The organism is Paenibacillus sp. AN1007 (assembly GCF_040702995.1).
Classification (GTDB): domain Bacteria; phylum Bacillota; class Bacilli; order Paenibacillales; family Paenibacillaceae; genus Paenibacillus.
In genome coordinates this window covers 6,430,279-6,444,689 of sequence record NZ_CP159992.1, presented here as the reverse complement: position 1 = coordinate 6,444,689, position 14,411 = coordinate 6,430,279, and the positions used below count along the sequence as shown (strand labels likewise).

General features: G+C 48.8%; 11 protein-coding genes. 3 read left to right on the top strand and 8 right to left on the bottom strand.

The window, feature by feature from the left end:
• Positions 1–40: 40 nt before the first annotated feature.
• Positions 41–649, bottom strand: a complete 609-nt coding sequence (locus ABXS70_RS28850) for a LysE family transporter (protein ID WP_342553115.1) — start codon at positions 647–649, stop codon at positions 41–43.
• A gap of 133 nt (positions 650–782) precedes the next feature.
• Between ABXS70_RS28850 and ABXS70_RS28845 the strand changes: the two genes are divergently transcribed.
• Positions 783–2,300 carry a PLP-dependent aminotransferase family protein gene (locus tag ABXS70_RS28845; RefSeq protein WP_342553116.1) on the top strand — a complete coding sequence of 506 codons (1,518 nt, stop codon included), beginning with the start codon at positions 783–785 and terminating at the stop codon, positions 2,298–2,300.
• Between the two features lie 225 nt (positions 2,301–2,525).
• Here ABXS70_RS28845 and ABXS70_RS28840 read toward each other — a convergent pair whose 3' ends face one another.
• The 6 genes from ABXS70_RS28840 to ABXS70_RS28815 form a co-directional block, all read right to left on the bottom strand.
• Positions 2,526–3,353: a carbohydrate ABC transporter permease gene (locus ABXS70_RS28840; protein ID WP_342553117.1), complete on the bottom strand. Its 828-nt coding sequence runs from the start codon at positions 3,351–3,353 to the stop codon at positions 2,526–2,528.
• Entirely contained in the window at positions 3,350–4,234 is an 885-nt protein-coding gene (locus ABXS70_RS28835; protein ID WP_342553118.1) for a sugar ABC transporter permease, read from the bottom strand. The genes ABXS70_RS28840 and ABXS70_RS28835 overlap by 4 nt, the downstream gene beginning before the upstream one ends.
• Positions 4,235–4,467: 233 nt before the next feature.
• Positions 4,468–5,748 (bottom strand): extracellular solute-binding protein, encoded by a 1,281-nt coding sequence (locus ABXS70_RS28830; RefSeq protein ID WP_342553119.1) that lies wholly within the window; start codon positions 5,746–5,748, stop codon positions 4,468–4,470.
• Between the two features lie 141 nt (positions 5,749–5,889).
• Entirely contained in the window at positions 5,890–6,990 is a 1,101-nt protein-coding gene (locus ABXS70_RS28825; RefSeq protein ID WP_342553120.1) for a response regulator, read from the bottom strand.
• Positions 6,987–8,783 carry a histidine kinase gene (locus ABXS70_RS28820; RefSeq protein WP_342553121.1) on the bottom strand — a complete coding sequence of 599 codons (1,797 nt, stop codon included), beginning with the start codon at positions 8,781–8,783 and terminating at the stop codon, positions 6,987–6,989. The genes ABXS70_RS28825 and ABXS70_RS28820 overlap by 4 nt, the downstream gene beginning before the upstream one ends.
• Before the next feature lie 171 nt (positions 8,784–8,954).
• Positions 8,955–10,961 (bottom strand): beta-galactosidase, encoded by a 2,007-nt coding sequence (locus tag ABXS70_RS28815; RefSeq protein WP_366292850.1) that lies wholly within the window; start codon positions 10,959–10,961, stop codon positions 8,955–8,957.
• Between the two features lie 229 nt (positions 10,962–11,190).
• Here ABXS70_RS28815 and ABXS70_RS28810 point away from each other — a divergent pair, with 229 nt between their 5' ends.
• Positions 11,191–12,165: an AraC family transcriptional regulator gene (locus ABXS70_RS28810; protein ID WP_342553123.1), complete on the top strand. Its 975-nt coding sequence runs from the start codon at positions 11,191–11,193 to the stop codon at positions 12,163–12,165.
• On the opposite strand, the gene ABXS70_RS28805 is transcribed toward ABXS70_RS28810, so the two are convergent.
• A complete protein-coding gene (locus tag ABXS70_RS28805) occupies positions 12,132–12,785 on the bottom strand; it encodes a molybdenum cofactor guanylyltransferase (RefSeq protein ID WP_366292847.1) in 654 nt (217 codons plus the stop codon). The two genes, ABXS70_RS28810 and ABXS70_RS28805, sit on opposite strands and share 34 nt — an antisense overlap.
• A 270-nt stretch (positions 12,786–13,055) precedes the next feature.
• Here ABXS70_RS28805 and ABXS70_RS28800 point away from each other — a divergent pair, with 270 nt between their 5' ends.
• Positions 13,056–14,285, top strand: coding sequence for an MFS transporter (locus ABXS70_RS28800; RefSeq protein WP_366292844.1), 1,230 nt, complete (start codon positions 13,056–13,058; stop codon positions 14,283–14,285).
• Positions 14,286–14,411: the final 126 nt, after the last annotated feature.

Below are 14,411 nucleotides of genomic sequence, written 5' to 3'. Positions count from 1 at the left end.
GTGAAGCATTTCCGCCTATACCTTAGCTTAGGATCATGACCTATGAATACAAGAGCTTCCAGCACATCATCAGCGCAATTCCAACCATGATCAGAGCAGACAAGCGATTCAGTGCATACCGGACAGTCCCGGTACGGTCACGGCTCCCAACCAGTCTGCCTGCAGCTGCCAGCCCCGCAAACCAAACCCAGGATACCACCGACGCGGTCATTGCAAAATAAAATCGCTGTACCCCTTCATATTGAAGGGAACTGGTGCCAATGACAGCCACAGTATCCAGCAGCGCATGCGGATTAAGAAGGGATACCGAAGCGGCAAAAGCAATTTGCCGTCCCGCAGACATCGCCGCAGGGGCTTGATCCGGCGAAGCAGACGACTTCCACAATCCCCAGGCCATATAGAGCAAAAACAGGATGCCTGCCCCATATAGAGCATTTATCAAAAGCGGCCATTGAACTAAAATGAGGGACATGCCCCCAACAGCCGCACTAATCAGCAGTGCGTCACTGATCCCTGCTGTAACAACAGCAGGCAGTGCATGCAGGTATTTCTTCTGACTCAATCCTTGATTAAAAATAAAAACATTTTGAACACCCAGCGGCAGAATCAGGCCAAACGCCAGCACCACTGCATGGATAAATACTCCCATGTTCCATCCCCCTTATTTATCTCACCATAGTAGATGAATATACGAAAAACGTAACCAACCAATTGGATGGCATTGATCCCAACCAAATGGTATAGTGGACGGTACAAATAAGATGAGAGGTGACTCTAACTGAATGGGACGTGAACAATCCGATATTTCATCTAATCGCAGCTGGCAGCCAAACCCTGCGCTTGACTTGCCCTTGTATCGCCAGATCGAAGCTTATATCCGACAAAAAATCACAACTGGTGAATGGTCTGCCGGAACCCGTCTTCCTTCGCAGCGAACGCTGGCTGCATCGATGGGAGTAAACCGCAGCACGCTGGTTACCGCTCTGGATAACCTGACAGCAGCAGGTATGATAGAAGGGCGGCATGGCGGCGGAACTTATGTCTCCGGTTCGGGGTGGCACAGCATGGCCCATGCTGCTGTGCCCAACTGGAGTGAAGCTGCCGAGGAAGGCTGGTACTATCCGAATCTGCCTGAGATTCAGCAGATTAATCAGGCTGAGTTCAGGCCCGGCATTATTCGGCTGGGTACAGGTGAACTTGCACCGGACCAGATGCCTAATGAAGCGTTTAACGAGATTCTTCAGGCCATGTCCAGACGTACACGCACCCTTAACTACATCGAACCCCAAGGCAGTCTGCAGCTTCGAAAAGCATTATCCGTTCACTTACAGTCTGACGGCATTCAAGCTTCACCTGATTCGATTCTGATCGTGTCCGGCTCTCTCCAGGCACTGCATCTGATCTCGGTGGGACTGCTGCCTCGCGGATCGACTGTACTGCTGGAGAAACCATCTTATCTCTATTCTATTCATGCGTTTCAATCAGCCGGTTTGAAGCTGAGCAGTATTGCTGTGGATGAAGAGGGCTTACAACCGGGATTTTTGGAAGGCGCAATACAATCGGCAAAAAGGGTGAAAAGTGAACCAGGCATCGAATCCTTCCCGTTGCTGTATACCATTCCGAGCTTCCATAACCCTACAGGCAGCGTCATGAGTCTATGCCGCCGGGAAGAACTGATGTCCATTGCCCGCAGTTCTGGCATATCTATCCTGGAGGATGCAGCTTATCAAGAGCTGTGGCTGGATCAGCCTCCTCCACCTTCACTTAAAGCAGGTGATCAGGAGGGCCGCGTGCTGCATATGGGCACACTCTCCAAAGCCGTCAGTCCCGGACTTCGGCTCGGTTGGCTTGTCGGCCCTGTGCCCGTGATCCGCCGCCTTGCCGATATTAAAATGCAGACGGATTACGGCACCAGTTCACTTGCTCAGGAAGCAGCGGCACTATGGTTTGCGGAAGGCTATCATGCAAGCCATATGGAACGGCTAAGGTCCGAGCTGCGAAGACGCCGAGACCTCATGCTGGAGCTGCTGCATCGTTATTTTCAGGACATTGCGGATTGGACAACACCCAAAGGCGGTTTCTATATCTGGCTTCGGTTCACAGCCGATTCATTATCTATCCGCCGATTATTCCATGCCTGTCTGGAAAAAGACGTGCTGATCCATCCAGGTTACTTGTATGATCGGCTGGATGCGAGTCATATTCGCCTCTCTTATGCCTATGCTTCGCAAGATGAGATGGAGCGCGGACTGATTGTCCTTGCACAAGAAGCCCGCAAGCTAATGGCACCCAGCTTGTGAGAGGCAGCCCTATGCATTGCAAAATGGCAGTATATATGTCCTCCCGCTGCTCTTCTTATACACACCTTGCGCTTATTTTTGGTGCTCATCTGGGTTTCCCTGTCTTTCCATAAATGAGAATAGCCTTGAACTAACGGAGTACATCCGCAGTTCAAGGCAGTAAGCATGAGTTTTTATAAACTTAACTGTGAGGAGTTGGATTACAGGAACATGCCTCCCTGCCCGTTATCCTTTCACCGCACCCTCTGCAATACCCTCCATAATAAACTTCTGGAAGAACGCATAGATCAGAATGACTGGAATCGCAGTCAGGACAAGAGAGGACAGAATTAAAGGCCACTCCTTGTTGTACTCGCCAAACAGCATGTTCGTGGACAGAATCAGCGTATATCTGTTCACATCCGTCAGCATGAGCAGCGGAAGCAGGAAGTCGTTCCAGATCCATAGGAAGTCCAGAATTGCAATTGTCACCGTAATTGGCAGCAGCAGCGGGAAAATAATCTGAAAAAACGTCTGGAACTCGTTACATCCATCGATCTGAGCCGATTCTTCCAGTTCACGCGGAATGGACTTCACAAACCCGTGATAGAGGAAGATCGCCATATTCACACCAAGTCCGATATAGATTAGAGCCAATCCATAAGTACTTCCCTGCACTCCCATACCCTTTGCTACACGCGTCAATGGAATCATGATGGAATGGAACGGCACCAGCATAGAAGCGACAAACATGAAGAAGATCAGATTGCTAAGCCTGCCGGAAGTCCGCGACAGCTTGTAACCTGCAAGCGAAGCACAGAACACAATTCCCCCGATACCCAGAATCGACACAATCGCGGAGTTCAGCGAGCTGCCGAGCAGATTGATTTTGTTAAACGCATCCGTGTAGTTCTCCCAATGTAATGTGTTCGGCAGAGCGATAAACGATTGGAACATCTCACCCTGTGTTTTAAAAGAGTTCACTACAGCCATGTAGATCGGCAGCATGGCTAGCAGTGAGCCGAGAATCAATAACAGCCGAATCAGGTAGTTATTCAGTCGCTGCATTCTCATGCTTCCACCTCTTTTCTCTTCATAACGGTGATCTGGATGAGTGTAAAGATCAGTACGATGATGAACAGCACAACCGATTTGGCACTGGCATAACCGTATCTGAAGTTGTTGGAGAACGCTTCTTCATAAATATTCATCGTGATCACCTGTGTAGCCCGACCCGGGCCGCCGCCTGTCAATCCATAGACAACCTCGAACACTTTGAATGCCCCATTCAGTGTCAGGAAGAAACAGATTGTAATGGCGTGTGTAATCATCGGCAGTACTACGTTACGTAACACTTGAAACGCATTTGCGCCGTCAATGACCGCGGCTTCCTTAAGGCTTTTCGGTACACCCTGCAATGCAGCCAGGTAGATGATCATCATATAGCCCACACCGTTCCAAAGCGATACGATTAGAATCGAGTAGAAGGAGAACTTCGGATCACCGAGCCATTGTTGGTCGAGAAAAGAAACAGCCAGTTTCTCAGCCAGCTGCGGCAGCACCTGGGAAAAGATGAACGTCCACATGAATGCACTGATGATTGTACTGATCATGTTGGGCATGAAGAATAACGTGCGGAACAACCCTTTGCTGCGTGTACGTGACTCAATGAACACGGCGAGCAGCAATGCAATGACATTTTGCAAAATCAGCATAAAAATAACATATTTCATCGTAAACCACAGCGAGTTGAGGAAGTCCGGATCTTCCTTAAACAATTCCACAAAGTTCCCCAGCCCGATAAAGCTGTAGTCCCGGTTTAAACCGTTCCAGTCCGTCAAGCTGTAGAACATCCCGCTAAACGTCGGGTACAGCAGGAAAATCGCATAGATTACAAAGGCTGGCGCTGTGAACGCGAGCAGTGAAAGATACTTTTTGAACACATTCGTAGCCATAACTTCTCCCCCTTTTTGCACAGCGGATGAAGGTTAACGGGGGAACGAAGATCGTTCAGCCAGCCGTTTCATCTGCTTCGAGACTGTGAAGAAATAAAGTACCGCTCATCTGTTGACAAAACCCCGAGATCAATACGGACATGCACGAGATTTTGTCAACAAACGCGGGTACTGCTTTCTTACAGCTCAACCTTGTTGATCGTTCAGGCGTTTAATTGTTAAGCATCCGGCTCTTATTTGTTGACCTTATTGTAGGACTTCCACGCCTTGTCGAGCGCATCAATCACCTGCTGTTGATTTAACTGTCCGGAGTAGTACCCCTGCAGTGCTTTACCAGACTCATCCTTCACGGCTTGAGGAATTGTTGGATCTTGATAAGCTTTGCCTTCGTTTACATATTTCAGGGCGTCGTCTACCCACGGGAAGCTCTTGAACGTATGCACTTTGGCAACCGGATTGAATTTGAGTGCTTCATAGAATGCACTTGAGTCTTTGTCATCGAGAATGTAGTTTACAAAGTCGAGCGCCACTTCTTTATTTTTACTTGACGAAGATACAGCCAGTGACGTGGATGTACTCAGGTTGATTTTGGTATCATCCGGATTATCGTTCAGCGGCATTGGAGCTACACCGAAATTAATGTCTGGATTGGACTTCAGGATCGTCTCTGCGTACCAAGGTCCTTGAATCCACATCGCCGCTTTGCCTGTGGCATAAGCCGCTGCGCCGTCATCCGCTCCGACTTCAAGCGCTTTATCCGTTCCGTTGGCATTGACGAGATCGAACACATCAAACAGGGCTTTCATATCCGAGAAGGAAGCTTCGTCCTTGTTCATTTTTTCCACGAAATCTTTATGTTCCGTCTGTGTCAGTGCCCCTACTGTCAGCGGCAGGAACAATTGCGGAACCCAGGCTTCTTTGTAAGAAAGCTCAAACGGTGTGATGCCAGCTGCTTTCAGCTTTTCTACAACCGCTTTCATTTCTGTCAACGTTGTTGGAACCTCAAGCCCTTGTTCCTTGAAGATATCTTTGTTGTACAGATAACCCCATGACAAGGTTTCCAGCGGAACCGCAACGACTTTGCCGCCTGCATCCGTTACCGAAGGTTTGACCGAATCAAGCAGTTTATCTACAAAAGGTTGATTGGACAAGTCTTCGAGATATCCGGCTTTGCTGAAAGGTGGAATCTCATTGACCGCGTGCAGCGCGAATACGTCCGGTGCGTCATTGGAGGCTAGTCTTGTTTTCAAAATCTGAGGTGCATTATCTGCTGGCGGCATCTCCAGCTGCACATTCACTTCGATGTTTTTATCTGCTTTTTCCTTGGCTTTGAACTGTTCTATATATTTATCGTAATGTTCTTTCAGCCTTGGTTGAGCAATGAATACTTTGAGGTTTACGGTGCTGCCAGCTTTGACTTCGTTCTGTTCATTATCCGTGCCTGCATTCGAGCCGCAGCCTGCGAGCAGAACGCTGACCAGTGCCGCACTTACAACGCTTTTCCATACTTTCATCTCTTATGACCTCCCGGCGTGACTGGTTTGTCTTTCATAGGCTTATTATATATCGCAAAATGTAAGCGCTTCATTGGACAAAATTAGACTCTTCCATTGGATTATTTTAAACCTTAATCCAAGCAGCATTCCCCGAATGAATCATTCGGGGAATGGGTTAGACAACTTATGTTGGCCCTTGCGCATCTCTCCGGGCGACACGCCAAAATGCTTTTTAAATACCCGATAGAAGTAGGACACATCTTCATATCCTGTCATTTCGGCGATATGTTTGAATGGAATCTGATCATCCATCACCCATTCTTTTGCTTTGGTCATTCGAAGCTGCACCGCATAATCGGTCACGTTCACGTCATATTCTTTCTTGAAGGCTTTACTTAAATATTCCTTACTGACAAAAAAGATCTGGGCAAGCTGCTCCAGTGTAATCATCTCCATGCAGTGCTGCTCCATATACTGCTTCACATCTTCAAGGTTCAGCTTATTCTTATACTTGCGCTGTGCAATTAATTGTTCCAGCGCCTGATAATAAGAAGCGGAGATCCATCCTACAGCCGCCCGGATCGAACCCAGCGCCGATGCAGGCGGCAGCCCCCTGTCTTCCGGGCGATCGGACAGCCCATTAGACATACACAGCTCATCCAGCATATTCTGCATCTCATAGACAGCGCGTCCAAGCTGGCGGGGTCTGCGGACCTCGTTTTGTTCCATCTTCCGCTCTAGCTGCTGAAACCATTCCCGCAGGCTCGGCAGGTTCAGGTCGTTGAAGCGCAGACGTGCCTGCTGCTGGAACAGAGAGAATTCTCCCGCGAATGAAGGCGGATAAGCTTCCCACACTTCCGGTGCTGCAGCAGCCTTATCCAGTTCACGACTGCATTTCGCCAGCGCAGCATTTAGTTCTTCCGGGTTCACCGGCTTCAGCAGATAATCCGCTGCACGATACCGCAGCGCGTGTTTGGCATAATTAAAATCATCATAACCGCTCACCACAACAACCTTAATCTCCGGGTACTGACTGCTCAGCGTCTGCATCAGCTCGACACCGTCCGATCCTGGCATACGCATATCCGTAATAATAATATGCGGTTCCAGTGCCTTGACCATCCCTACCGCCTGTTCTCCATCCTCTGCTTCACCGCAGACAACCAAGCCGAGCTCATTCCATTCACCAAGGTTGCGGATGATATCCCGGTTCCAAGGCTCATCATCCACCAGCAGCACTCTATATAACTCCTTATTCACAAGGATTCGCCTCCTGTCGTGCAGGGAATACGTACGATCACCCTGGTTCCCTGTCCATATTCGCTCTCCATATGCATACCGTAATCCGGTCCATAATGCATCACAATCCGTGAAGCTGCATTCAGCAGTCCGATACTTGTGCCTGAGCTCCATACGCGGTCGGTCTGCCGCGTGATGCGCTCCAGTCTGGACTGCATCTCTGCCAGCTTCTCCGGCTCCATACCCATGCCGTTATCACAAATCTGAATAGTCACCAAACCCTGCTGCGGATCAGAGACCACTTCGATGCCCAGTCTCCATTCTCCAGGCTTTTTCTCCAGCCCATGCAGGAATGCATTCTCCACAATCGGCTGTAACGATAATTTCGGAATATAACATTCTCTGAGTTCTCCTGTAATCTCCAGCTTATATTCAAGCCGGCTGGCAAAGCGCTGCTTCTGAATCAGCATATAATGCTCCAATTGATCCAGTTCGGATTGCAGGGGAACAAGGCCGTCGGGTGCCCGCACAATATACCGGAACATCTCACTTAGAGCCCGGATTACCTTGTAGCTGTCTGCCGGCTTTTGCGAATAGACCATACCACCAATCATTTGTAATGTATTTTGCAAAAAGTGGGGATGAATTTGAGATTGCAGCGCTTTAAGCTCTGCTGTCTGCTTCTCCAGATTCATCAAATAGTTGTCCCGGATATGTTCGCGGATTCGACTCGCCATACCGTGCAGATTTTTCTCCAGCAGACCAATCTCATCTACTCGTCCGCTGCGCTCTACTTTACGATCCTTGATCAGCTGGATGCCCTTCATGGAATTCGCCAGTTTGACAATAGGTTTAGAGGTTCGCCAAGCCACCAGTGCTGCCAGAGCAACCGATACCAATGCTGCTGCTCCACCCACGGCAAGTCCATACTTCATCGTTTCCAGTGCACTCTCGTTAATGACATGATCCGGTACGATTTTGATCACCCGCAGTCCTGTCGACTCAATATCGTGATAGAAAATGTATTCCTGGGCTGTACGAATAAAACCTGCGTTATTCTTCGTTTCACTCAGCCGCTTCAACGCTTCATCCGATGGCTGGATGGAGGAGTTCGGCTGATATACCGGATGACCTAAACTATCCCCGATATAGGCGGTATAATCTCCCCTGCTGTCGAGCAGTTCAAGCGTCTGATTAAACTCAGCCCATTTGATCTCCAGACTGATCGCCCCGATCTGAGCCTGATCCTCAAAGCGGTTCATACTTCGGGTCATATGAAACTTCGCCGGATCTATCGGATCATTGATAATTGTAAAATCTTTACGCTCAGTAAAAAGCTTATCGTATCCTTCCGGAACATCCTGAACCGTCTTAATGCGAGATTCCATCGAGTTAAACGTGAACAACGTGTCCTGCTCCTTCAAGTACAGTTCGACACCGAATACATAATTTCCAGCAGAATAGTACACACTGTTCAGCATATTAAAGACGGCTTTCTGTTCATCGAAACGGCTGGAGGCTGGTGCCTCCCGAGTTAACGCCATATACTGATGAAGCTCATCACTGATCTGAATGGAATAAATGATATTATTCATGCGGGTAAACTGTTCTGCCAAATAGACAGAGGCCCAATTCATATTGACCCGGTTCGTATCCACAATCTCGGCTTCCATAGAGGAGCGCGTATTCTCCGCAGCTACCGCAGTTATCACAATGACTGGCAGTACAGCAACCAAGGTCATCGTCAGTATCAATTTATTACGAATGCTGCGCTTGAAAGGATCGATCAGCCGACGGTAGAATTCGTTAAACACAGCGCATCACTCCTGAGCTTAAAATAAGACAAACGCCCCGGCATCAAAGCCGAGGGCGCCATGGTCTTGTTATTTTTTTCGGAAAATATGAAGTAAATGTTGAACTAAGATTTTACACAGGCCACTTCGATGACAGAATAACCTGGAGAGCAGCGGTTATACTATTATTCCCTAATTTTGTTCGATAATGCCGATACCCCAGCGCCCCAGCACCAACTCCTGCCCAGCAGCAATCGAATCTCCTGATAGCAGCTCTGTCCCATCCCCATGCGGATTATGAAAGGAAACCGGTTCGTCGGAATAGTTGAAATAATAGCGAATCGTCTGGCCCTGTTCATTAATACCCGTCTTCACAATGAGTGGAAAAGCAAGCTCCTGATCCGCCCCCCATACACCCGCATCTTTCATTACACGTTCCAGCACCTTGCGAATGACGGCAGCGCTCGTATAACAGCCAACATATGTTGCTCTGCCTTTACCGTAGTTATTTTGCGTGATTGCCGCATATTCTCCCCAGTGTGGATGATCATACCATGCGAGTACCTCCGCAGTCGTCGGTGTAATCAGCTCCATCCAGGTGTGTACTTGATTATGCTCCTCACCTACGCCAAATGGATCATCGCGCAGCGCGACATGCTTCGGCTCAACAAACAGGTTATAGCTGATACCGCATGCTTCACTGATCAGTCCCGGCTGACGCGTAGAGCGAACTTTGATGTGTTCATTGGCGAAGCCGCTTTTGAACGAATACACGATATGTCCGCCATCCTGTACAAATTGATTTAATTTTTCCAGCAGCGCATCGGATGCTGCATAAAGAGCTGGCACCACCAGCACATCATAACCTGCATAACTCTCCACGGAAGGATCGATTAGATCGCAGCCCATGTTCATTTTGTACAGTTCATCATACATCCAGCGCACAACGTCGTTGTAGTTCTTGTCACTGGTAAAGTTAAAGCCGAACCACTTGATGGAGGTTAACGCCTCGTTGCTAAACAGTACGGCGACCCGATTTGTTTTCTTCAGATTCACCAGCTTAGGACTCAGGCGGGCAAAATCGCTGCCAATCGTCTTTGCTTCGTTATACACCGGATTCGGTTCAAAATCATGACTCAGCAGACCCTTCCAATAGGTCTCAAACGAATTGTGCAGCGAGTGCCAATGCCAATACGCCACCATGTTCGCACCTGAAGCCAAATGGCTGAATGCCTGTAATCGCAGTTGGCCCGGATAAGGTACCCAATGCCAGAATGCCTGCGCTTCGGTCTCCAGAACAAGATAATTGGATTGTTTGGTGGAACGCGCCACATCTCCCCCGAACGAGATTTCAATTCCGGTTAACTCGTCTTGGGAAGGATGATAAATATCCACACTGGTGATGTCAAAAGGTCGGGATGCTGCAAAGTGATCTACATCCCCCTGAATGCCGTAGGAATATCCGCGCCATTCAAAGTCAAAGTTCTGGGTAACAAACTGACCTTCCTGTTTGTATTCATTCACAATCCCGACCTGCCACGCCAAGAAATCCGTGACCAGCTGCCGCTGGAACTTGGCAAACTCAGCTCCCAGGCTGCCGTTAATGGTGCCCACAACGGAAGGGAAGTCTTCCCAACTGTTGATGCGATTGCTCCAGTAGTCCAGTCCAAATTCCTTGTTCAACTCGTCCAGAGAGCTGAACTTGCTGCGCATATACTTAACAAACTGTAACTGCACGTTGTCTCCAGCTGTGTTGTAGTGCTTCGTTTCATTGTCTGTTTGATATCCGATGACAGCCGGATGTCGACTCACGCGTGAGATCAGCTTGCGGATGATGCGTTCTGCATAGAACAGGTACGTCGGATGGGTGATATCCATAATCTGTCTTGCACCATATTTCCCAGGACCTTGTGCTGTTGTCGCCAGAACATCCGGGTGCTCCTTCACCATCCACGTTGGAACAGCATACGTGGGTGTGCCTACAATGACATGAATGCCCGCCGCATGCATCGCATCCAGCACCCGATCGACGGAAGTGAAATCAAACACGCCGTTTTGCGGTTCATGTGTGCTCCACGTTGATTCAGCGATGCGCACGACATTGATGCCTGCATCTTTCATCATCTGAATGTCTTTGTCCAGTCTCTCGTATGGTATATATTCATCGTAATAGGCTGCGCCGTATAATAACTTGTCCATTGATATAGTCTCCTTAATAGTCAACTCGCCGCGTTGACATATTCCCGTTTTTAATGGTAGCGTTTACATTAATAATGGTATTTGTGCATTTTTATACCGTATCTAATCATTCCAGACTACATATCCTTATCATATTAAGCTGCGGGTGTTAAACTGATTATAATGAAGTGCATGCATAGTGCCGATGGCACAAGGCGAGTATTTTTTACCCTTTTCCGAGGTGAAAGTCATGGATATCCGTTCACAGCTTCGAGAGATGCCGTACCATACGCTGGCTCACTGGCTTCCGATTATCGATAGTAATCTCAAATTCTATGGTGCACACAGCCAGCAAGTACCCTGCGGGTGGGCTATGCCTGAGGAGACACATCCCGGATTTGAAATTATTCTGATCATTCGGGGTACGCAGGAGAGCCTGATTCACGGTTACACTTATACAGTGGAGGAAGGGTCCATCCTGCTTATTCCTCCCGGATTCAGGCATACAAATGAATGTATTTCTACAGAAGGCATGACGTATTTCAGTGCACATTTTAATGTAGATGATCCGGTATTCACTTTAAAGCTGATATCTCAGCGCAGCAGAATCTATGCCGCAGGTACAGAAGATAATATAAAAATACGAGCTGTTCTGGAGAGCTGGATGGGCATGATCAATACTGCCGAAGCTTACACTTCCACGGACAAACTGCTGATGCAGGCACGTATGTTTGAGCTGTTCGCGCTGCTGTCCCAGGCTGCTGACTCTGCACCGGAATCGGCTATTTCCGCCTCTGCCTCTCAAGCTCCGGCTCCAACAGCCATGCATTACGCAGGGGCAGTTGCCGAGGCGATCAAACAGGCCTTTCATGCCCAGCTCCGAGCGCGGGACGGCAGTGTTTCGTCGGTCAGGGTGGAGCAGATTATTGCATCGCTCGGCATCAGCCCAGGATACGGTTTACAAGTTTTCCGTAAAGTATTTGGACAATCTCCGCGTGCATATTTGTCGGATCTGAAGCTGCAGGAAGCCAAAATGCTGATGGAGCAGCCCGATCTGTCTCTCGGGGAGATTGCGATCAAACTCGGCTATACACACTTGTCCCACTTCAGCAGACAGTTCAAACGCTGGACAGGTCAAAGCCCGCTTCTCTACCGGAACCAACATGCCGAGAACAGCCGTGAACCTTTTTCTCACCGCCCTGAAGGCGGGCCGCCCGAATCTTGAAGACGAGCTTGGGCCTTTATGTAATCAAGCTGTTCCGGGGTATTCATATTACTCAACTGCCGTGCAGCCTGCTCAATACCAACCTGCTCCAGTTCATCTGTTTCGACATAGCGGCACTCCATTTCTTCCAGCCAGCGGATCACACGCAGACGGTCATGAATCAGGCAGTGCTCCAGTTCGGGAAGTATACGTCTGTGGTACACTCCTGCAAGCGGATGAATGCGTCCATCCACATGCGGAATGATGACATGATATGTTTCATCCTGCAGTGCCAACCTCTTCATTCCATTGAAAAAGGAAGGCTGCAGCAGCGGCATATCGCAGGCACAGACCAGATTCCAGTCGGTATTTGATGCAGACAGTGCGGCATGAAGGCCGGCAAGCGGCCCCTTGCCGGGATATTCATCCTGCACACATTCAATGCCTTCGTACCCCATTGCGCTGTAGATTGCTTCATTCGGACCTGCTGCAGCGACAATTCGGGATACTCCAGGTTTCATCGTGTTCACAATATGATTCAGAACGGTCGAGCCGTTCAGTTCAAGCAGTGCTTTGTCGGTCCCCATTCGCCTGGATAATCCGCCTGCCAGTATAATGCCTGTCCATTTTTTTGCTTCCATCGCCAACCTCCTCCCCGTAGTACCATGAGCTTATAATAAAATAAAAGTATGATTCATTTAAGGCTAACTACACGTCCTGGAAGTTCAGTTCGGATATCGCAGCTATCATATGAGTTACAGTTTACACGGTGGACCGTGGGTCATCATCCTGCATTTACATTACTCGCTGGAGCAGGACATCACCTTAATCCATTTATTCTATACATTGAATCCCCTTTCAACAAATGATACATTGAACAATATGATTTGATTCGGAAAGGAATGGCTCAATTGGACAGATCTGCACCTGTGAGAGGCACATCTTCGCTGGCCTCATTGAAACTATATAATTTTTTCATTTACGGAGCCATTTCGATCTTCGCCGGATTCCTGCAGCTCTATCTACAAGAGATTGGTATGACCAAACTGGAGATTGGCAGCCTGATGGCCATCGGTCCCTTTGTATCCCTCTTTGCCAATCCGTTCTGGGGCTACTGGAGCGATAAGTCACGCAATATTCGGATCGTGCTGATGATCATGATGGGAGGTACCTTTGTGCTCGCACAAGGGGTATTTTACGCGCCCACGTATGCCTGGATATATGCAGCTATGATTATCTTTTATTTTTTTCAGAGTCCGCTATTCGCTCAAACCAACAGTCTGATTCTTGGGTACATTGATGGCACCGGGAAAAAATTCGGCACCTTTCGGCTCTGGGGTTCGCTGGGTTGGGCACTGACCGCGGCCGCCGCCGGGCCGGTTATTGACCGTTATGGCGTAAGCAGTGTATCCATTATATTTGCATGCATGATCACTACTGCCTTTGTCTTGTCCGTGTTCCTGCCAAGGCAGCCCATCGCCTCAGACACACCCGTTATTACATTCCGGCGGTTCGGCAAAGTTATGTTTAATCCGTATTTTATGATTTTCATCGGACTTGGGGTGCTTGTTTCGGTGCCTAATGCTATGAATAGTACCTTTATGTCGCTATATATTGTAGAGATGGGCGGCGACAAGCAGATGGTCGGCTGGGCCATCTTCACATCTTCCATTCTTGAAGTGGGTGTGTTCCTGCTGCTTGACCGGCTGCTTAAACGCAAAATGAGCATGCTGCTCGGCTCGCTCATCGTGGTCAGTCTGTTGTTTGCGCTGCGCTGGCAGCTCATGGCTCTGGCGTCTAACCCGCTGGAGGTTGTATTTATTCAGTTGATGCACTCTGTCACGTTTGGCGGTTATTTCTATGTCGGTACGCAGCTCACCATGCTGTTTATTCCAAGGCCCTATCGTTCCTCCGGGCAGGCGGTGTATACAATGGCTTGGGGCGGCCTTTCCGGTGTCATCGCCGGATTATTCGGTGGATGGCTGTTCCAGAGCTTCGGGGCTGAGGTGATGTACAGCATCGGTGTCTTCTTCTCACTCATCGGCGCTGCCGGCTTCGCCACGATGTGGCTGTGGAACCGCCGTAATGGATACCAGCCTACGGTGCTCACAGAGATGGGCAGCATGGATGAGGACAGGTAGTATCAATTCGTATTAGTGGAATTATTCAAGGGGGTAAGGTCCGTACGAATCGTTAGAATTCAGAAGTGCCGAAAAACGGGCAAATAGCGTTTCCTGAGATCGTTAGAATGATTTACAGCCAAGCTG